Annotated in this window: 15 protein-coding genes; 8 read left to right on the top strand and 7 right to left on the bottom strand. The window is 45.5% G+C overall.

Annotated elements, in window-relative coordinates; all coding sequences use genetic code 11:
• Positions 1 to 729 precede the first annotated feature (729 nt).
• The 4 genes from QUA47_RS06745 to QUA47_RS06730 all read left to right on the top strand — a co-directional run bounded on the left by QUA47_RS06745 (position 730) and on the right by QUA47_RS06730 (position 8,949).
• Positions 730 to 2,904, top strand: coding sequence for a glutamine synthetase III (locus QUA47_RS06745; RefSeq protein ID WP_333288598.1), 2,175 nt, complete (start codon positions 730 to 732; stop codon positions 2,902 to 2,904).
• Between the two features lie 355 nt (positions 2,905 to 3,259).
• Positions 3,260 to 4,357, top strand: a complete 1,098-nt coding sequence (locus QUA47_RS06740; protein WP_333430164.1) for a BMP family protein — start codon at positions 3,260 to 3,262, stop codon at positions 4,355 to 4,357.
• A 41-nt stretch (positions 4,358 to 4,398) separates the two neighbouring features.
• Positions 4,399 to 7,230 carry a PAS domain S-box protein gene (locus QUA47_RS06735; RefSeq protein ID WP_333430163.1) on the top strand — a complete coding sequence of 944 codons (2,832 nt, stop codon included), beginning with the start codon at positions 4,399 to 4,401 and terminating at the stop codon, positions 7,228 to 7,230.
• A 714-nt stretch (positions 7,231 to 7,944) separates the two neighbouring features.
• Positions 7,945 to 8,949, top strand: a complete 1,005-nt coding sequence (locus tag QUA47_RS06730; protein WP_333430162.1) for an ADP-ribosylglycohydrolase family protein — start codon at positions 7,945 to 7,947, stop codon at positions 8,947 to 8,949.
• A gap of 228 nt (positions 8,950 to 9,177) precedes the next feature.
• On the opposite strand, the gene QUA47_RS06725 is transcribed toward QUA47_RS06730, so the two are convergent.
• From QUA47_RS06725 to QUA47_RS06700, 6 genes are all read right to left on the bottom strand, one after another.
• Positions 9,178 to 10,548 carry a cation:proton antiporter gene (locus QUA47_RS06725; RefSeq protein WP_333288703.1) on the bottom strand — a complete coding sequence of 457 codons (1,371 nt, stop codon included), beginning with the start codon at positions 10,546 to 10,548 and terminating at the stop codon, positions 9,178 to 9,180.
• Between the two features lie 165 nt (positions 10,549 to 10,713).
• A complete protein-coding gene (gene hisA, locus QUA47_RS06720) occupies positions 10,714 to 11,487 on the bottom strand; it encodes a 1-(5-phosphoribosyl)-5-[(5-phosphoribosylamino)methylideneamino]imidazole-4-carboxamide isomerase (RefSeq protein ID WP_333430161.1) in 774 nt (257 codons plus the stop codon).
• Positions 11,488 to 11,618: 131 nt separating this feature from the next.
• Positions 11,619 to 12,296 carry a TIGR02117 family protein gene (locus QUA47_RS06715; protein WP_333430160.1) on the bottom strand — a complete coding sequence of 226 codons (678 nt, stop codon included), beginning with the start codon at positions 12,294 to 12,296 and terminating at the stop codon, positions 11,619 to 11,621.
• A gap of 14 nt (positions 12,297 to 12,310) precedes the next feature.
• A complete protein-coding gene (locus QUA47_RS06710) occupies positions 12,311 to 13,513 on the bottom strand; it encodes a glycoside hydrolase family 10 protein (RefSeq protein ID WP_333430159.1) in 1,203 nt (400 codons plus the stop codon).
• 134 nt (positions 13,514 to 13,647) lie between these two features.
• Entirely contained in the window at positions 13,648 to 14,784 is a 1,137-nt protein-coding gene (locus QUA47_RS06705; RefSeq protein WP_333430158.1) for a serpin family protein, read from the bottom strand.
• 113 nt (positions 14,785 to 14,897) lie between these two features.
• A complete protein-coding gene (locus QUA47_RS06700) occupies positions 14,898 to 16,307 on the bottom strand; it encodes an amidohydrolase (RefSeq protein ID WP_333430157.1) in 1,410 nt (469 codons plus the stop codon).
• Positions 16,308 to 16,520: 213 nt separating this feature from the next.
• Between QUA47_RS06700 and QUA47_RS06695 the strand changes: the two genes are divergently transcribed.
• The 4 genes from QUA47_RS06695 (at position 16,521) to QUA47_RS06680 (ending at position 20,079) form a co-directional block, all read left to right on the top strand.
• Entirely contained in the window at positions 16,521 to 17,291 is a 771-nt protein-coding gene (locus tag QUA47_RS06695) for a cysteine hydrolase family protein (RefSeq protein ID WP_333288710.1), read from the top strand.
• 213 nt (positions 17,292 to 17,504) lie between these two features.
• The gene (locus QUA47_RS06690; RefSeq protein WP_333430156.1) at positions 17,505 to 17,957 is read left to right on the top strand and encodes a cupin domain-containing protein; all 453 of its coding nucleotides are present in this window, start codon (positions 17,505 to 17,507) and stop codon (positions 17,955 to 17,957) included.
• A gap of 162 nt (positions 17,958 to 18,119) precedes the next feature.
• Complete coding sequence (locus QUA47_RS06685) at positions 18,120 to 19,712, top strand: CocE/NonD family hydrolase (protein WP_333430155.1); 1,593 nt, start codon at positions 18,120 to 18,122, stop codon at positions 19,710 to 19,712.
• A gap of 19 nt (positions 19,713 to 19,731) precedes the next feature.
• Positions 19,732 to 20,079: a DUF952 domain-containing protein gene (locus QUA47_RS06680; protein ID WP_333430154.1), complete on the top strand. Its 348-nt coding sequence runs from the start codon at positions 19,732 to 19,734 to the stop codon at positions 20,077 to 20,079.
• A gap of 121 nt (positions 20,080 to 20,200) precedes the next feature.
• Here the strand turns inward: QUA47_RS06680 and QUA47_RS06675 are convergent, their stop codons facing one another.
• On the bottom strand, positions 20,201 to 21,457 hold the full coding sequence (locus QUA47_RS06675; RefSeq protein WP_333430153.1) for a CCA tRNA nucleotidyltransferase: 1,257 nt from the start codon (positions 21,455 to 21,457) through the stop codon (positions 20,201 to 20,203).
• Positions 21,458 to 21,531: the final 74 nt, after the last annotated feature.

The raw sequence follows: 21,531 nt of genomic DNA, 5'->3' as shown, positions 1-21,531 counted from the left end.
GGGGGGATTGCCTACAAATTTCATACCCGAATTCAGCAACGTCAAAGCGAGAGCCCTTTCTTGGCACACTCTATATAGTATCCGGGTAAGTCCTGTAAATGTACGATCGCCCCCCAGTTTCAGCGCCCCGCCTCCTGTTACACTGAAATCCTGCGGTTGTGTGCGATCGGTGCGATCGACCTTTCTGAAAAAAACATAAAATTCTGTAGCTTAGGATACATTTATTTGGTTAATGATTGTTTAAACTCTCCAAGTGTAGATGGTGTACTCTCCATAATTCTCCAAAACCCCTAAACGAGTGCGTTGTTTGCTGGACTGCGATTTATCGATCGTCGAACCGTTAAAAACCATAAGTAGTTTTGACCTGAATTCATCGGAATTGATTCGCACAAAATTTTTGAGCTGACCAGGGTGAAGATTAGTTACTAAATCTGTGCAGCGCAGACATCTATCATGTTGACTCAAGTTAGTACAGGCTCTTGTCATCTATTTTATTGCTGCTAATAACCAAAATCCAACCGCATCTCACACTGGATTGTCACGCCAGATGGGCGAAGTGATAGGGCCTCGCTCATCCAATCTTTTAGAGCCTGCCAAAAAAGGCATTCTGCCAAAAGTTAGCTTTGACTAAAAACGTTGGGTAAATCCAACATATTTGTCAATCGTTAAACTTTTGCTAACATCTATTTTTTCACAAATACTCGTCCCGCAATCCCAATAAAAATAACCATGAGTGGAAACGAATCGCGCGTTCAAGCCATTTCTCAAATCGTCAACCGCAAACTGATGCCTGGTCGGCCTCCCAAGCGGCTAGAAGATATGTGGGCAACAGACGTTTATAGTCTGAGCAAGATGCAAGAAAGTCTGCCCAAAAGTATTTTCAAATCAGTAAAAAACACCATTCAAACCGGCCAAAAACTCGATGCTTCCGTAGCTGATGTAGTTGCAGCAGCAATGAAAGATTGGGCTATTTCCAAAGGAGCCCTTTACTACGCCCACGTATTTTACCCGCTCACCAACAGCACCGCCGAAAAGCACGACGGTTTCATCTCAGTGCAAGGCGACGGGTCCGTCATCTCAGAATTTGCAGGGAAAGTTCTCGTACAAGGCGAACCCGATGGCTCCTCATTCCCCAACGGCGGCATCCGTTCCACCGCCGCCGCTCGCGGATACACAGCCTGGGATGTCACCAGCCCTGCTTATGTCATGGAAACAGACAACGGCATGACCTTGTGCATTCCTACTGTTTTCATCTCCTGGACAGGTGAAGCCTTAGACAAGAAAACGCCGCTTTTGCGTTCCATTGCCGCAATGAACAAAGCAGCAACCCGAGTGTTAAAGCTATTAGGAAACACCGAAATTGCTCCGGTAAATTCCAGTTGCGGTTCCGAACAAGAATACTTCCTGGTAGATGCCAATTTCACCACCAGCCGCCCCGATTTACTGCTAGCAGGTCGCACCCTGTTTGGCAAACCTCCTGCGAAAGGTCAGCAATTTGACGACCACTATTTTGGAGCGATTCCAGAGCGCGTTCAAGTCTTCATGCAGGAAGTAGAAGAAAGAATGTACCGGCTGGGAATTCCTGCCAAAACCCGCCACAACGAAGTAGCTCCCGGTCAGTTTGAAATTGCACCAGTTTTTGAAGCTGCCAACGTCGCCAGCGACCACCAACAATTAACCATGACAATTCTCCGCAACACTGCGAAGAAACACGGTTTTATGTGCTTGCTGCACGAGAAGCCTTTCGCCGGCATTAACGGTTCCGGCAAACACGTCAACTGGTCGGTCGGCAATGCCACCCAAGGGAACTTATTAGACCCCGGCGATACACCGCACTCGAACATACAATTTCTAGTTTTCTGCGGCGCTGTGATTCGCGGAGTTCACAAATACGGCCCGCTGTTGCGCGCGGTAGTTGCTACTGCCAGCAACGACCATCGATTGGGTGCAAATGAGGCTCCACCAGCAATTATCTCTGTCTATTTGGGTTCGCAATTAGAAGATATCTTCGGGCAAATTAGCCGGGGAGAAGTTAAGGACTCTAAAGGTCGGGGAATTATGAACTTAGGTGTAGAAACACTGCCTACTTTCATGAAGGATGCTGGGGACAGAAACCGGACTTCGCCCTTTGCCTTTACTGGAAACCGATTTGAATTCCGTGCAGTAGGTTCCGGTCAGTCTGTTTCCGGGCCGCTGGTGGCGATGAATACGATTCTTGCAGATTCTTTGGACTGGATTGCTAACAAATTAGAAAGCGATTTGGCTAACGGAACTGAACTGAATGCTGCCATCCAAACCATTCTCAAAGAAGTGATGGACGAGCACGGTGCGGTTGTATTTGGCGGCAACGGCTATTCGGAAGAATGGCACAAAATGGCTGTTGAGGAACGGGGTTTAGCTAACTTGCGGACTACGGCAGATGCTTTACCCGTGTTGAAGGAAGGATACATTGAAGACTTGTTTGAAAAGACAGGTGTTCTGACTCCAGTTGAATTGGAAAGCCGTTACGATGTTTATGCTGAGCAGTATTTACTGGCAATTGAAGTCGAAGCAAAACTGGTAATAAGCATGGCAAAAACCATTATTTACCCCGCAGCGGTGAGGTATTTAGCTGAACTTTCTGGCACGATTGCTAAATTGAAAGAGATTGGGATTGAACTGGAAAAGGAAAGTGCTGAAAAAGTAGCGGTGCTGGTTAAATCCATGATGGATACTGCGAGCAAATTGAGTGCTGCTTTGAGCAAGCACGATTTTGCTTCGACAGAAGACCATATGCAATATGCTTCGCAAACAATTCGTCCTTTAATGGATGAGGTTCGCAAGTATGCGGATGCTCTCGAAGGTGAAGTGGCTGACGATTTGTGGCCGCTACCTACTTATCAAGAAATGCTGTTTGTTAAGTAATAGCAAACAAATTCGGTTAATTGCAGGTTAGAGTTGTAAGGACACGGCAGTGCCGTGTCCTTACTTGTTTTTAAGCTTTTTTAAGCTTAAAGGAGTGGTACGCTGAATCTGTCAGAGTCATTAAATGCGAGCGAGAGTAAGAGTGGTGAATATTGTTGAGATACCCTTCAACAAATTTATCATTGAATCTAATCAAAAATAAATTTAATGCTGAGGTTGACATTACTGACAGTATTGACGGTGAAAATAGTGAACCTACCATACGCAAATATGCCCAGTCAGGCTAGACCTGGTAATTGCAGCCAGTGGTGCCTATTCCAAAGCTGTGGTAGGCTGAATCTGTCAGAGTCATTAAATGCGAGCGAGAGTAAGAGTGGTGAAGATTGTTGAGATACCCTTCAACAAATTTATCGGCGTAGAAAAAGTAATATTGCTGCGAAAAGCTATTATGCGAATTCAATCTTTCTTGAAACAAATGACTCTGGCGGCTCTAGCTCTATTTTTTGCGATCGGTTGCAGTCGATCGACTCCGAACCTAAACTCTTCCCCGGAAGCAAGGACCTCTAGCAGCTTTAGAGTGGCAATGCTCACCACAGGCTCAAAAGACAACCAAAGTTGGGATCAAGCTTGCTTTGAAGGATTGAATCTCATCAAAAATAAATTTAATGCTGAGATAGACATTACTGACAGTATGGACGGTGAAAATAGTGAACCTACTATACGCAAATATGCCCAGTCAGGCTATGACCTGGTAATTGCAGCCAGTGGTGCCTATTCCAAAGCTGCCGAAAAGGTCGCTAAAGAATTTCCGCGCACGAAATTTGCCCTGATTACAACGCATCCAGGGAATAACAGAAATTTGGGGGCTGTTGCCTTTCGATCGGGTGAAGTGGGGTACCTCACAGGTGCTTTGGCTGCCATGAAGACCAAAAGTAATAAAGTTGGCTATATTGTGGGCGAACCTTATCCGGTTTACAAAGAAGAAGAAGCCTTGTTTAGGCGGGGAGTGAAGGCAACGAATCCCTCTGTTCAACCCTCGACGGCTTTTCTCAACTCTTGGGTTGATACGGAAAAAGCCATCAAAGTGGCAACGGATATGGTTGCTTCTGGAGTAGATGTTTTGGCATTCAACGCGGGTGAGGCAGGGTTAGCCGCGCTAAAAGCCGTTTCGCAAAAGCCAGGAGTCTTGGTGATTGGTAGGACAAAGGATCAGTACGAAGTGGCTCCCGGCAAAGTCCTAACTAGCGTTCTGCAGGACATTCCCAATCTGGTGCTAAATGTGGCAGTGTTAACCCAGCAAGGTCGCTGGGAAGGAAAACTTTACAAGTTTGGGCTCAAGGAAAAAATCTACGACTTTGCCCCTTTCCGTGGTAGTCTCACGTCTCAGGAAGAGGACACTTTCAAGACCCTCCGAGAAGCTGTGACGACTGGCAAAATCGATGTTTCTCCTTAGTGCACCGATTAATTGATTTACTAATATTGATTCTAAGTCCGATGCAAAATCAACGCAACGAGCGCGTTCTGCCGATCGCCAGAAGCTCTCGTTCTCATCCCTGGCAACGCTTCTTTTCTATTGCAAATCAGCTCCGGTATGGTTTGATATTTTTGGTTCTTCTGAGCTTACTGCCCACAGGTGGCTTGCTGATCTACCTCAGCTTTCAGGCGCAGATCCAGCAATCGCGATCGCTCCAACAAGAGCGCAGTCAGACAGCAGCAGGGCAGATTGATAATTATCTAGATGACTTGAAACGAAAACTGAGCTATTTAGCGAGGGTCAAAGGAGTCACAAACTTTCAACCTCAAGTGCAGCAGAGTTTCTTGGAAGGGTTGATTCGTCATAATGATGCTTATGAAGCCGTTGCCATTTTGAACCGGAAGGGACAAGTTGTCGCGTCAGTTTCACCCTACGAACCGCTCAAGTTAGAAAATCCAGCCCATTCGCCACTGTTTATTCGTGCCTTCAAACAACAGGAAGATTATGTCAGTCCTGTAGAAATTAATCCTAAAACTCGCCAACCCACCACCATTCTGGCGGTTCCGATTCGGGATGAGCGAGATGAGGTGGATGGGGTGCTCTTAGCAGAGATAAATCTCAACTTTCTCTGGTTTGTTGTTTCCCAAATCGAGGTTGGCAAGACGGGTTATGTCTATGTAGTCGATGAGCGTAATTTTCTCATTGCTCAAAACGGTAGTAAGCCAGAAACCTTTCAACTTCAAGATCTTTCTAAGCGCCCCTTCTTTCAATTTTTGAAAGCATCCGAAGATACTAAGCACCTTAACGTTTATCCGGGTCTAAAGCAGGTAGAAGTATTGGGAGCCAGTGCCTTAGTTCGGAGCGTGAATTGGAATGTGGTTGTAGAACTGCCAACGGCTGAGGCCTATGCTCCAGTTTACCAAATGCTCTCAATTATGGGAGGCTCATTGGCGGTGGTGACGATCGTCGCTGTTGGCATTGGGTATCTATTTATTCGGCAAATTGTGGTGCCACTCCAGCGCTTAACCGCGGCAGCTACTGAACTCAGTGCGGGGCAATTAGAGACGCGGGTCAACATCGACCGCCAAAACGAATTGGGAACATTGGCGATCGCATTTAACAATATGGCAACCCAGTTAGAGGAACTGATTAAAGCATTTGAAGTGGAACGCAATTTCGTTTCAGCAATTCTTGAAATTGCAGGTGCGCTGGTAGTTGTGCTCGACCCCCAGGGACAAATCGTTCGCTTTAACCGAGCTTGCGAACAAATGACTCATTACTCGTTTAGTGAAGTGAAAGGGCGCTACATTTGGGAATTGTTCCCGAACTCAGACTTAGCTCGACAAGCCAAAACTACTTTTGAGTCTTTACAATCTGGTAATTTTCCCCAGCAGTATGAAGGCAGTTGGGTGAGCAAAGATCAACAACTCAGACTGATTGCCTGGTCAGATACTGCTTTACTCGATAGTGAAGGTGAAATTGAGTACATCATCAAAACAGGGATTGACATTACTGAACGGAAACAGGCAGAAGAGGAACTCAAAGCGTCGGAACAGCGACTATCTTATCTATTCCGCCAAAGTGCACTGGCAGTTGTGGAATGGGATTTAAACTTTAAAGTCACTGCTTGGAATCCAGCGGCAGAGCAGATTTTTGGTTACACGGCTACAGAGGCGATCGGGCACCATGCCGCAGAATTAATTGTGCCTGCGTCTGCCCGAAACGTGGTCGATAAACTGATGAACGAGTTGTTGATTCAGAGCCAAGGAATCTACAGCATCAACGAAAATATTACGAAAAACGGCCAAACCATTATTTGCGAATGGTTCAATACGCCTTTAGTAGGGGAAGCTGGAAAGATTGTTGGAGTTGCATCCTTGACACTGGATATTACTGAGCGCAAGCAAGCCGAAGCTGCTTTAAGGCAAGCAAAAGAGGAAGCTGAGGTTGCACTCAAAACCTTACAGCAAACTCAGGCACAGCTTATTCAGGCAGAGAAAATGTCAGGTTTGGGGCAACTGGTTGCTGGTGTTGCTCACGAAATTAATAATCCAGTCAACTTTATCTATGGCAACCTGAGCCATACTGCCGACTACACGCAAAATTTACTAAAGTTGATTCAACTTTACCAGCAAACCTATCCAACTAATGCCCAAATTGAGGAAAAAATTGAAGAGTTCGAGCTGGACTACATTAGTGAGGATTTGCCCAAAATGCTGACTTCAATGAAGGTAGGAGCCGATCGCATTCGTCAAATTGTCCTGTCGCTACGAAACTTCTCGCGGCTGGATGAGGCTGAAAAGAAGCCTGTTGATATCCACGAGGGAATTGACAGCACATTGATGATTTTGCAAAATCGACTGAAGGCCAAACCGGATCATCCTGCTATTGAAATTGTCAAAGAGTACGGCGACTTACCGCGAGTAGAGTGCTATGCCGGACAGTTGAACCAAGTCTTTATGAATATTCTGGCAAATGCGATTGATGCTTTAGAAAACTATGACAATCAGCGTTCTCTAAAAGACATCCAAAAGAATCCCAGTCGCATCACTATTCGGACTAAGCTAGTCACAAAAGAAACTGGGCCAGGTTCTTCTAAAAACGTGATGATTCAAGTTCAAGACAATGGATCGGGGATGACGGAAACTGTTAGACAACAGGTGTTCAATCCCTTCTTCACCACAAAACCAACTGGTAAAGGAACTGGATTAGGGCTATCCATCAGCTATCAAATTGTAGTTGATAAGCACGGTGGCTCCATCGAGTGCTTCTCTCAACCCCATCAAGGAACAGAGTTCCGAATTGAAATTCCTGTTGTGCAAAGCGGTGCTGTAGCACTCGTAGGTAAATAACTGCGATCGCGTTCCTTTATATGTAGCGTTTATTAAGTAGCTTGGAAACTGCTATAGCAATCCTAAATGAGTCGTAAATTTTTGACCCCACCCCAACCCTCCCCTTATCAAGGGGAGGGAGTAAGAAATTCACAAATGATTTAGGATGGCTATAGAGCGCGTCTGAATTATTTGTGTAAATAAAAGAAAAGTGGTCAGGTCAAATTCAAGAAAAAAAGGGGGTAGACAAGTAGTTAGTGCCAGCAGCGGGCGCTCTGACTCGCGACAGCAGGCGATCGCACACCTAACCAGGCGATCGTAGCGAACGGCTCCTCAAACCTCAAAACAAGGATTAGGGGCGAAAGCGCTTGGAGTTTGATTCTCCCATCCCATTCTCAAAAGTAAAAAAGATCGCTTGTCTGATAAAATTTTGAGCGTTCGCTTAAAAACAAATATATGCTGACTCTAATCTCCTGACTCAAAAACAGTCAATTATCCACGCCAAAATCCACCGACATTGACATTTTTTATGGCTGATATTACTATGGTTTATTTTGGGGATTATGTTCTGTCATCTGGGAGAGAGAGAGCGAGGAAGACATTAAAATTTTTATTCATAATTACAGATAATTTTAGTCTTAACTGGACACAAATGGGCAGTCTTCAACTCGCCGCAGGCTTTAAGAAGTCGGGGATTTAACATAAGATTAGATCGACCTACTTAAAGCTAGATAAATGACTGTCCCGCGTCTGGAACAATTTAGAGGTTGTCTGATCGGTCAGTGTCTCGGCGACGCTATAGGCTGTAGAGTAGAAGGCTATTCTCCGGAAGTTTGCCAAAACTTTGTCCGCTCCCAAGTTAGACTCAAAAAAATCCGAGATCGCGCTCGCTTCGGCTTGCCTTTTGGTCAATACACCGACGATTCCCAACTCGCCCGCGAACTCCTCCAAAGCTACGTCGCTTGTGGCGAATTCGACCCCAGCGACTACGCCACCCGTATTGCTGACATTTTCGCTCAACAGCGCATTGTCGGGCGGGGTCGAGCGACAGAAGAAGCTGCAAACCGCCTGATTCGGGGCGTTGCTTGGCAAGAAGCTGGTACTCCTGCTCCCAATGCTGGTAATGGCAGTGCTATGAGGGCTGGACCGATCGGCTTAATATTCTACGATGACCCGTCCCAGCTTGTACAAGCTGCTTGCGATCAAGGGCGCATCACCCATCAAGATTCGCGGTGTTCTGCGGGGGCTGTGGCGATCGCCGGGGCTGTGGCGATCGCCCTTCAATCTGAGATGATTGAAACTGAGCCATTTCTCTGTCAAGTGAGCGAATGGGTAGGAGAAGTTGATTCTGCCTTTGCCGCTTTGCTCAAAGATTTGATTGATTGGGTCAAATTGCCTCCAGAGTCAGCCGTAGAGTTGATTTCTAGAGCTGGACTCCCGTTAAACTACCAGGACTCTTGGCAAGGAATCTCGCCTTTTGTAGTTGGTAGCGTCTTGTGGAGTTTATATGCGTTTTTGAGAACGCCTCAAGATTACTGGGAAACTCTCTGCACTAGCATCGCCGTCGGTGGCGATGTGGATACCACCGCAGCAATGGCTTGTGCCATCAGCGGGGCATTTCTGGGCCTAGAAGCCATCCCGAATCAACTGGCGGAATTTTTGAACGATCGGGGTACCTGGGGTCTGGGCGAACTGATTGAACTCGCTGACAATTGTTATCAGTTGAAAGTCAAGTTGTAGCCGCTTCTAACAACTTAGAACTTATTATTACGGCTAAATAAATTTGGACGATCGACATTTGTTTCTAAATCAGTCGATCGCCCCGACTCAAATTCCCTCAATCATATCAAATCCGTTAGCATCGGAATAGTAAATTCGAGTTCACTGTTGACGGTTGACTGTTCACTGTCAACCGTCAACAGTCAACCGTCAACCGTCAACATCATTCCGGTGTAACCAGAAATGATATCAAACGATTTTCTCGCTAGAAAGTTCCCCACTAGCAGGAGGCTCTACCGTATCCCCAAAGACAATCCGCAGAAAAGGCGGAGCCAAAAAAGTCGTCAGAATCACCATGATAATAATCGAGACTTCTAACGGTTTATCCAAAACCCCACTCGCCGAACCGATGGCGGCAAACACTAACCCGACTTCGCCCCGAGGAATCATCCCCACTCCGATCGCCAATCGATTGATTCCAGGCTGACCAAACACCACCCAGCCTGTTACGATCTTGCCAAAAATAGCAACCAAAATCAAAAAGACGGCAATCAAAAGTCCCGCCCGATTATCCGGCACTGTTGGGTTCAAAACCCCCAAATCCGCCCGAGCCCCCACCGTTACAAAGAAGATGGGGACAAATAAATCGGCGATGGGTTTCACCAGTTCATCCAACTCTAGGCGGGCATCGCTTTCATCCAACACCAAACCAGCCGCAAACGCACCCAAAATCGCTTCGAGATGAATTGCGTTGCCCAGAAAAGCCATGAAGAAAGCAAAGATAAATGCCGGAATGATAATATTGCCGCGAGTTTTGAGTTGACCCGCCACCGCCGAGAAAGTTTTGTCGAAGACACCACCCAAGAGAATCGAACCTAGCAGAAAGGCAGTTGCACTTACGATCAAATAGATGACATTAACAACATCAATCTCACCTGTTTTGGCTAAACTGGCGACAACAGCCAGGACAATAATTCCTAGCACATCATCAATCACCGCCGCACCGACAATAATTTGACCTTCTTTAGAGTTCAGTTGTCCTAATTCAGACAACACTTTAGAGGTAATTCCAATGCTGGTTGCGGTCAAAGCTGCCCCCGCAAAAATTGCTGGAATTGCTGCCGTGTGGAAAATTATTATTAAGCCAGCAGTACCGGCGGCAAAGGGAACTGCCACACCTACGCAGGCGACAACGGTAGCTTGAATTCCGACTTGCTTGAGTTGTTTGAGATCCGACTCTAAGCCAATTTCAAACAGCAGAATAATCACGCCTAATTCAGCCAGCACTGAAATGACTTCACTCTGCGATTCAAAGACACTGGTGAGGGCGGCAGGAGAGAGATGATTAATCGATTGCAGAACTGTCATAATCCCTGAGTTGGATGCTGACAGCCCGCTTCCGGGAAAAACGATCAAGTGTAAAGCAGATATCCCAATAATCACCCCTGCTACAAGTTCACCCAAAACCGGTGGAAAATCGAAGTTTCTCGCTACTTCTGCGCCGATTTTACTGGCGATATAAATCACTACCAAACTGAGCAAAACTCCGCTGAGGACGATCGGCGAATTTTCTGCCTCGACTGTTGCTAACAAAGGTATGGGAGCAATTAGAGAAGCCATCCCAGAACTTAAAGCTGTAATTGTATGGTTCAAAAACATGGGTACGATGATGGTAAGAAAGACGATTCTACGCTGACTGCTGACTGTTGACTGTTGACTGTTGACTGTGAGTCGGAAAATTGATAACTGTTACATATTGGGTAGCCAGTTAACTCGACATGACTATCAAGCAAAACTTGAAGAACCCAAATCTGGCGGTACATCCTGCCACCGCCCTTGTCCGACTGCTTGAATTGCTTCTTTTAGCAAGATATCGCCGGTATAAATTGCCCTACCGACGATCGCACTTTTGACACCAATTGGTTCCAAAGCCAGCAAACTTAACAAATCGGCGATCGAACTAACGCCACCGGAAGCAATCACCGGAATCGAAATAGCGTTAGCAATTTCGCGCAAAGATTCCAAATTCGGCCCTTCCATAGTACCGTCGCGGTGAATGTCCGTGTAAATAATTTCAGCCGCGCCTAACGCGGCCATTTTTTGCGCCAATTCTGTTGCTAAAACTTCCGAAGTTTCTAGCCAGCCTCTAGTCGCAACTTTACCATTTCTGGCATCAATGCCAACCAGAATTCGACCGGGAAATTCGGCGCACAATTCGCCGACTAATTGCGGTTGTTCGACGGCGACAGTGCCGAGAATGACGCGCCGGACGCCTAAATTGAGGATACCAGCAACAGAAGCGCGATCGCGCATTCCCCCACCTACTTGACAGGGAACGTCTACCGATCGGACGATCGCTTCAATGGCTGCTTGGTTGACTGGATGACCTGCTTTAGCGCCGTCGAGGTCTACTAAATGCAGCATTGTCGCGCCTTCATTTACCCACTGTCTGGCGACTTCGACGGGGTTGTCGTTAAAAGTTTGAGACTTCGCGTAGTCTCCCTGATACAATCTGACGCATTTTCCATCCAATAAGTCGATCGCTGGAATTACATTCATGATTTTTCCTGAAATTGCTAATTATACCAGTTAAAAAAAAGAATGCAACTTTAGGCAAGCTCCCAACCCATACATAATCAGTCATTCCCAATCGTTTAATCTAAAATCTAAAATGGTATTACCCATTACATTTATTTTTGACATTTGCAACCGCTATTTAAATGAAACATAATCGCCGAAGACAGCGTTGACCATAAAGGAGTATTGACATCGGCTTGTTGCAAAGCTTCGGCCGTCCAGTCGTTGCAAGTTCTCAAAATAGAGTAACTGCCTTTTGCTTCATAAAAACTATCGCTGTTGTCGTACCCGTAGCTAATTTTAATTTTATTACCTGCTGCGTCTAATTGGAATGTATCTTTAAAATAATTTATTATTTTAAGATAATTCGCTCCACTAATTTTCACACATTTAATTTCAATATTTTGGGGAGGAAGCCGATAACGTTGAACGTGTACGGTAGACGGAGTAGGGAGAAATAGCGCCTTGAAAGCTGTAACGGGGTTGATGATTGCTGAGGTAGAAGTTTCCAGCATAAAAGCTCTATCTCCCCAGCCAAAAGATAGATATTTATAATCAGAAGTGGCATCCCGCCCTATTTCTGTTAGCGGTAAAAATTGATTCCAGTCAAAATATTCATTTTTAACTGGAACAATGATTTCCGTGTGAATGCCTTGATTGGAAATGTATAGAGAGATTGTGCAATCTGGTTGCGAGTAATTTCCCCACTTTCTAGGAGTGAGATAGCCAATTGTTAGGAAAGCGCTCAAAAATAAGATGACAATTCCTAAGCGCTGTATGCTTTTTCTCATTTTAACCGTAGGTTTCAAGTTCGGGCTTCGGATGGCGGGCGCTGCATCTTTGTGGGAAAGAATTCTTGCAATGCCGAATTGCGCTGTTCGGGGGTTTCCCTCGCCCAATTCGACAAACTTTCGTAGAAAAAAAACGACACGCCAGCGAAATTTCTTTTTCGCACTTCTTGCACTTGTTCTTGAATTTGCTTGAGCGGCACAGAATTATTTTTAAGACCAGTTAAAATGCCGATCGCAGTTGGAATGTTAAGTTTAGCCAGTTTAACTTCTTCCCGTTCCAGTTCGGCGCTAAAACGCTTGATATCGCTGCGATAAACCTGCAACACAATTTCTTGGATGTAGCCGCGTCTTTCCCAGGTAAACCAGTCCTGCAAGTGGGCGGGTAAAGAAAAGTGAAAAGGGTTCGGAGATAAGCTGACAATACATTTTTCTTTGCGGGATTTGATGGCGCGGGAAACTCGCCCCACGAAGTCGTTGATTTTGTCAGCGCGCCAGCGCACCCAGAAGGTTTCGCGGGGGTCGTCGGAGGGAGGGCTTTTGATTTGTTCCTGATACATTGACATTGTTAGCGGCTCGTAGCCAAATTCTACTGGCAAGCCGAAATGGTCGTCAAATTGAATGCCATCTATATCATAATTATCGACAATTTCTAGGATTAAATCTAAGATAAATTGCTGGACTTCGGGATGAAAAGGATTCAGCCAAACTCGCTCGTGTTTCCCTTCTTTCCAAATAGTTGAACCGTCGCGCCGCTGCGCCAGCCAGTCGGGGTGAAGTGTGGCTAATTCCGATTCTGCGGGAGCCATGAAACCAAACTCAAACCAGGGGATTACTGCTATACCTTTTTGGCGGGATTGTGCTATAATTTCTTTCAGGATGTCTCGGTCTTTCAATCCGGGCGAGGGGTCGATCGACTGTCCGAATACTCGTTCGGCAGCAGCGCTCGGATAAAGCGTATAGCCTCCTTGCCACACCGTGGGATAGATGGTATTAAAATTGAGTCGATCGAGTCGATTTACAGCGTCAATGATGTTGTTGCGGGAGAACATAACCTCGCTGTCAATGTTCGTCAGCCAGACGCCGCGCAATTCGGTTGTTGGGGTTTGGGGGCGGGTTTGCGCTAACAGACGCGGGGATAATATGGCGGAGGAGGTAAGGGCGATCGCAAAAACAACTATTAAAGCCAGTATCCGCTGCCATTTGTGCAATTTAATCATCAATTTGTCGCAAATATGATTATTTTTAGACTGATATTTTACCGTATAATTAGCTTGGTAGGGTGCGCCAGCTAGGGTTATTTTATTAAAAGTTGATCGAACATTTCCTGACGCACCTACTATTGTTGATATTATTAGGGGTCAACGATGATACCCATAAATAATATTGTTCCTGTAGTATTGTCTCGAATAGCACAAAAGAATGGACGGTTTACATTCATTTTAAAAGCCGACATAGATCTCGTCATCTCAATTACAGTCACGGCTGCTGCTTCTGTACCTTCTTCGTTAACTTCGACAAATGTTTTGTGTTTTACCGATTCTACTGCTACTTGGCTATCAGTCATCGGGGAAAAGTCTGTTTTCAATCCACCGAAAAATTCTGCCATTCCCAAAGCTATAAGTGTGTCTTTCAGTTGAACCTCATACTCCATTTTGAAGCGCGGTATTTCAATCATTCCACTTTTAACTCTAAATTCTTGCATCCATTTATTCCAGTTTTCGGCTGTTAATTGCTGCGAGAAAGTTGCCAAATTGGTATTGGAGTTTGGCAAGAAAATATACATACTCAGAGCGCCTTTTTTGCCGTAAGGTAAACTGACTGCTTGAAAAGTTTCTGTTTCGTAGCACCGATAAGAGCCCATCTGGGACATCATTGGATGCTGTTTGGAACTGCTGTCTGTTAAATAAAAAGTTTTGTTGGCAGTTTTAGATTGATCAAAGGGCGTTTCCCAGTTTCCTTTGAAATAGATGGCGTTAATCAAAAATAAAAGTGTATTAGGGTGGATTGTAGTGACTATTCTATCAATTTTTCCGTGAGTTTTTTCGCTCACCCAGTTGTTAATGATGCTGAGAGCTTCTTGCGGACTCTCAAAGTCTATTTCGGTAAGATTGGCTTGGTAGTATTGTTGATTTACTTGCAAAAATTCGGGTTTTAATGAGAAGCCTTGTCTGACCAAAAGCGCGTTGGCAATTGATACTTGAACCTTGGGGTCATCTTTTTGCAAACTCTTTTGCAAATTGTGATTGGCTGCGTTGATTGCTTTTGGACTCATTTTCGTTAATTCGAGAGCTTTTGTCATTTCTTGTTTAGTTTCTCCGCTGACTCCGTTGTATGTCATTGACAGTGCGAGGGCGACAGAAGTAGGGGAAATAAAGATATTTTTATTCGGCTGTTGTTTGCTTAGGGTGTTGAACAAGTTAAAACCAAATTTGGTATTAGCTGCAACAAGTCGGGCGTCTACATTTATCTGGTTGTTAGGGGGTGTCATGGCTAGAGCTTCTGAGTGATTGGGATTTGCGAGGTTGATTGCGTTAATTTTTAGTGGCGGCGCTAATTATGTGATTCAACCGGAGATGATATCATATTCTATTGGTTAATTTTTTAAGAATAACCTTGGAGTTTCATCACTTGGCGGTAGTGGGCTTCTATTTCACTTACTGTTTGCGATTGACGCTTCCCCGTCCACTCGCTGCGATCGAATAATTCCCGCCTCAAAGCATCAAGATCGATCGTTTTTACCTTACCTTCGGCGACAATTTGTTGGCCATTTACCCAAACGCTGTCTACCGCATTAGTCGGGCGTCCCAAAATCAGCAAGCCGATCGGATCGGTGCGCGGCAGCAATGATAAACTGGTTAAATCATACAGCACAAAATCAGCTTTTTTACCGACTGTCAGCGAACCCATTTCATCAGCCGCATTCAAGCCTTTTGCTCCTCCCAGGGATGCCATTTCTACAGACTGGCGCGGTGTAATCCATTGGCGGTAATCCAAATCCGTGATATTGTGCAAAATTGAACCAATTTTAATTGCTTCCAGCAAATCTTGAGAGTCATTGCTAGCAGCGCCGTCGCAGCCGAAAGATACGTTTACTCCCGCTTGACGGTATTTCAAAATTGGTGCAATTCCGCTTCCCAAGCGCAAGTTGCTGAGGGGATTGTGTACGACTGTCGCTCCAGTTTCTGCCATAATCGCAATGTCGGAATCGTCCAGCCACACGCAGTGCGCTAAGGAAGTTCGCGGACTCAAATAACCAATTTTTTGCAGGTGCTCGACAGCGCTACAGCCGTATTTTTCGTGAGCTAACTGTTTTTGAGCGGGGGTTTCCAAGAGGTGGGCGTGCCGACAAAGATTGTAGCGATCGCTCAATTCGATGCAGCCTTCAAACAAAGCATCGGAACACAGTTGAATTCCCGTCGGCGCCAACAACATATTAACACCTTTTTCGGGATTGTGAAACTGTTTTATGGCTGTTTCCATTAATTCCAAAGTGGCCTTAGTCGAGCGAATGTAAGCCGCGTGTTCGATACCGCTATCGCCCGCAGGCATTCCCGCCGTCAGGGATTCATCTTGAATTAACGGCCCGATAAAAGCGCGGATACCGATTTCTTGATAAGCGCGAACTGCGGCGGCGATTGTCTCTAATTCTTGCCCCGGAATCAAAACTAAATGATCGACTACGCTTGTACCGCCCGACAGCAATGTTTCTACCGCAGTTCCCAAGGCGCTCAAATAAACTTGTTCGGGTTCTAGAGGTGTAAAATCGTATAATTCGGCAATCCACAACTCCAGCGGCAAAGGGGGAATTATGCCCCGCTGCCACATTTCTGAAGAGTGAGTGTGCGCGTTGACAAAACCGGGCAGCAGCAGCTTATTTTGGCCGTCAATAACTCTTCCCGCAGGCTCTAAATTGGGCGCGAGCGCACTTATGCAATTATCCACCACTTGCACATCTGCGGTTTCATAACCGCTCTCAACCGGAATTAAAGCAGTTTGAATTGTAAAGCTCATAGATTTACCCTTTTTGTAAATTTACATTTATTTTTATTTTATGATTGCATGGCCCTAACATTTGCGCTCACCAAACTGTAATAAACTTAATAAATCCTAAAATTTATCAAAAAGTTACCCCTGATACTTAATTCTAGTAAAGATTTAAGATATGACAAGTTAATAACGATCAAATTGTTATAACATTAAAACCGTTTTTGAGTCAAAATCCTTATGAATCCTGATTCTCTCCGCACCTTGGGCGTACCGCCGAATGCTTGGAAAGTTGATGCCAAAATTGCCGATATCACCCGATCGCCGATCGCGCCTCAACCTGTTACCCTGGAAACAGAAACTAAAACCCTGCGTTTGGACTTAGCAAAAGCAGCAATGTTGGTGATAGATATGCAAAACGATTTCTGTCATCCCGACGGTTGGCTAGCACATATCGGCGTAGATGTAACGCCCGCCCGAAGTCCAATTAATCCTTTAATAAATTTGCTGCCCAAATTGCGATCGCACGCAGTACCAATTATTTGGATCAACTGGGGAAACCGCCCCGATTTGCTCAATATTAGTGCAGCTTCCCGTCACGTTTACAATCCCACAGGCGACGGCGTAGGTTTGGGAGATCCGCTGCCAAAAAACAACGCACCTGTACTGATGGCAGGGAGTTGGGCGGCGCAGGTTGTCGATGAATTAAAACCCAAACCGGAGGATATTTGTGTTGATAAATATCGGATGAGCGGCTTTTGGGATACTCCTTTAGATAGTATCTTGCGGAACCTCGGCAGAACTACCCTTTTCTTTGGAGGAGTAAACGCCGATCAGTGCGTCATGGCTACCCTGCAAGATGCTAATTTCCTCGGTTACGACTGTATTTTAGTCAAAGATTGTACAGCTACGACATCTCCTGAGTATTGCTGGCAAGCTACTCTTTATAACGTTAAACAATGTTTTGGTTTTTTGTCAGATTCTCAGGCTATGTTAGAAGCAATTAAATAGCCGTCATCAGGGGAGTTTCCCTCTGGAGTATAAAAAGCGTTTTTTAGGAGTGCGAGAGTCCCGCACAGCAAAGCCTATATATCTCGCTTCCTGCTCTGATAGCGAACTCTCCTGTGAAATCAATAAATTTTGGAGGTTGAGCGGCGGACTAATGACTCTGGATTCTCACTAATGACAGCAGAAACATAACCACTGACAACTAACAATAAAAAAATGACAAACCAGTGCGTGATTCCTGTTATAAAGTCTCCGAAAGACTACCAAGCATTTCGCATCAGTCCGGGCGATACTAATAGATTAGCTATCGTCTTCGATCCGGTAATAGCTAATGTTTCATTAACAGTTTGCGTGGAGATTTTCGATGTGGGGGGCAAAACTCCTCCCAACCGCCATCTATTCGCAGTAGAAATGTTTTTTGTACTCAAAGGAACAGGGCAAGCAACCTGCGACGGCAAAACAGTTAGTATTCAACCGGGAGATAGTTTGTTAGTGCCTCCAACAGCCACTCACCTAATTGAGAATACGGGCAGTGGACGTTTGTACACTTTGTGCATCATGGTGCCGAATGAGGATTTTGTAGAACTAATTCGCAGCGGCACACCAGTCGAACTCGATGAGGAAGATATGAGAGTTCTCAGGCGATCGGATGTACTCGTATCCTGCTAGGTTTGTAGTAAGGAGTTGAGTGCTTAGATGAAAAACTATATCATCAGGTTTGTAGTCAGGGTTTCCGTCCTTAGAAGAAGCACTAAAGCCCTTAGTACAAACTTTTTTATTTGATGTTTTTTAGGATTTATGCTGAAACTTTGTCCGAAAGAAACAGCGTCAATGCTAACTAAAGATGCGGTTCGTTTAGATGCTGACATCTACCGCCCCGATGCGGAGGGCGAATTTCCAGTATTATTAATGCGGCAACCTTACGGAAGGGCGATCGCCTCTACAGTCGTATATTCCCATCCCGCATGGTACGCCAAACACGGCTACATAGTGGTGATCCAAGACGTGCGGGGACGCGGCACTTCCGAAGGCAAATTTAACCCTTTTGTTAGCGAAACACAAGACGGTTTTGATAGCGTCAATTGGGCAGCTAATTTGCCGGGAAGTAACGGCAAAGTCGGAATGTACGGTTTTTCCTACCAAGGCATGACTCAACTCTACGCGGCGGCTGCTAAACCGAGCGCATTAATAACAATTTGTCCGGCAATGGTAGGGGGCAATTTATACGCCGATTGGGTTTATGAAGGCGGCGCGTTTTGTCTGCAATCAAATCTCGGCTGGGCAATTCAGCTAGCCGCAGAAACCGCTCGCTTAAAAGGCGATATTTCTGCCTATCAAGCCTTTTATGCAGCTTCGAGAAATCTCCCGCTATACGATACCGTGCCGGCGCGTCCTGAGATTATTAAAAATTTGGAACCCCACTCATATTATCACGATTGGTTGGATAATTATCGACCGAACGAGTATTGGGAAAACTTATCGCCAAACATTAAAAATTTAGACTTGCCAATGCTACACATTGGCGGTTGGTTTGATACTTATTTGCGGGGAACAATCCATCTTTACAAGGAAATGGCGAGCCGGAGTTCCTGTCCGCAGCATTTGATAATTGGCCCTTGGGCGCATTTACCTTGGGGGCGAAAAGTGGGAGCGTTGGATTATGGTTTGGCAGCTTCAAATCCTGTGGATGAGTTGCAAATTCGCTGGTTCGATCGCTTCCTCAAAGGAGTTGATACAGGAATATTAGACGAGCGACCGATTTCGCTATTTGAGATGGGGAGGAATGATTGGCGGAAATTTGATAAATGGCCTAATAATAATCATAAATCTTATTTTTTAGCAAGTAATGGACTTGCCGCGATGAGAGAAGATGCGGGTATTTTAACAGATTGTTGCCCGGATGTTTGCACTGAGGATATATTCGTCCATGACCCTTGGCGGCCGGTGCCATCGTCGGGAGGTCACGCTGCATTTCTTGCCGGTGCGATGGAGCGATCGACTATTGACTGCCGCACCGATGTGTTAACATACACTTCGCCACCGCTAACAGCAGATTTGCACGTTGCAGGAGAGGTATTTGTCGAAGTATTTTGTAGTGCCGATGCGCCGACTTTTGATTTGTGTGCCATACTTTCTGAGGTAAAAGATAGTGGCAGCGTCTACAATTTTACTCAAGGTTACGTGCGGGTGAATTCAGGTGAAACACCTGTAATAATTGTGCTGCAAGCAACTTGTATGCAAATTGCCAAAGGTAATGCGCTGCGTCTGAGTTTGAGTGCGGCTTGTTTTCCCGCTTACGACGTGAATCCGGGAACGGGTGCGCCTCCCGGTGAAGCGCGGGCGATCGATGCTAAAATTATTACGCTGACAGTAAGTTGTGGCGGGAACTGTCCGTCTCAAATTTGGCTGCCAATTGTCGATTAAACCTAGAACTTATTCAATTATGAGCATTATTTTTCACATCACCCGCAGCCAACAGTGGGAAGAAGCAAAACAAGTTCAATCCTATCGCGGAGATACGCTAGATACTGAAGGATTTATCCACTGTTCGACTCTGCCGCAAGTTCTTAAATCTGCTAATAAATTTTTTGTGGGACAAACAGGATTGCTGCTGCTTTGGATTGACTCGGACAAAGTAGAATCTGAAATTAAGTATGAATTGGCTGCGGGTGAGAATTACCCGCACATTTACGGGCCGCTGAATGTTGATGCTGTGTTGAAAGTTGTTGAGTTTGAACCGGGTGCAGATGGCAAGTTTGAATTACCAGAAGAATTAAAAAATGTTGTTTAATATTCTGATTTTTTAGCATTGTAAACTAACTTTTTAGGGCGGGCTAGAAGCCCACCCCACGGGAAAGTTTAATTTTGTGGAACGGGCATCTTGCCCGTTCTAATTTCTGAAACATATCAATTTAAACTGACTGATTAACCAACTCTGCCGCCAATTTCAGCGCATCTTCGCGAGTCGCAATTCTACCCTCCACCCGCGCTAATTGAATCTCCATTAACAATTCACCGATGCGCGGACTTCTGGGCAAATTCAAATATTGCATTAAATCATTGCCGCTAACTAATTGTGTGGCATGAGCAATAATATCATCAGCATCCAGATAGCGATTAATTAACAGTGAAATCTCCTCAACCGCAACTCCCGCCGCCACGGCTAAAACCGCTAAAACTGGAAATACTATTCCCACATCCCGAAACAAAAAATACTGTTCTCGCAAAGACATTTCCGCGATAGGTTGTGCTGGCAATTTGGGCAAGTATTTCAAAAGCCCGATCGCACTTTTAATCTCCGCATTGCTGTACTTCAACCGCAGCAACTGGGTTTCAGCAATTGTCGGGTCGGAATCTGCCAAAATAGCCAACTTCGCGACAGCCAACAAAGGCGTTTTAATTGTATCTCTAATCTGACGCCCGAATTCTTTCCCTAATTCCGGGTAATTTGCCGCTAATTTGTCAGCAGATGCGTCAATTTTTGTCAAAATATCGAAACGGTCGATCGCACTTTCAAACCAAATCGAAAACAAACCGTCTTCGCAACCGCGACAAATCCAAGGAACACCGTTAGGATTGCTCAACAAATAACCCAATTCCGTCCGCACCCGTTCCACCGCTACCCGACTCAACAGCGGCGCTAATTCCCGAATCGCAGATTGAGTTTCCGGTTCGATCGCAAAACCCAACTGTGCCGCTTGGCGGTAAGCTCTTAATAACCTCAGCGGATCGTCCTCCAAATTTGACCGCGAAATCATCCGCAGCACACCCAACCGCAAATCAGTTTGACCGTCCAAAGGATCGATGATTTCTCCTGTAAAAGGATTGTAGGCGATCGCATTTATCCGAAAATCCCGGCGCAGCAAATCCCCCTCCAGACTCCCCCCTTCCGCTTGCGCCAAATCCACCGTACCGCCCGCAAACACCACCCGCGCAATTTGGCGTTCCGCATCCAACAAGACAAATCCACCTTTCGTGCGATCGGCAATTTTTCGAGCAGTCTTCACGGCCCGTGTTAGCATAACGAAATCCAAATCAAAATAGTGCGATCGGCGGCCCAGCAACGCATCCCGTACCGCACCGCCCACCAGATAAGCAGGCGGTGTCAGCAGTTTCAAATCAAACGGCCAAGTATTAGGAGATAATGAAGAGGGCAAATTAATCGGCATTGCAACAAAAATCTACTTTCCTTACAAACAATAAAACTCTTGCTACGCTAGATTAACAGAAAGCTCAAATTTCA

Source organism: Microcoleus sp. MON2_D5 (assembly GCF_036701905.1).
Taxonomy (GTDB): Bacteria; Cyanobacteriota; Cyanobacteriia; order Cyanobacteriales; family Microcoleaceae; genus Microcoleus.
This window is presented reverse-complemented; position numbering and strand designations above follow the sequence as displayed.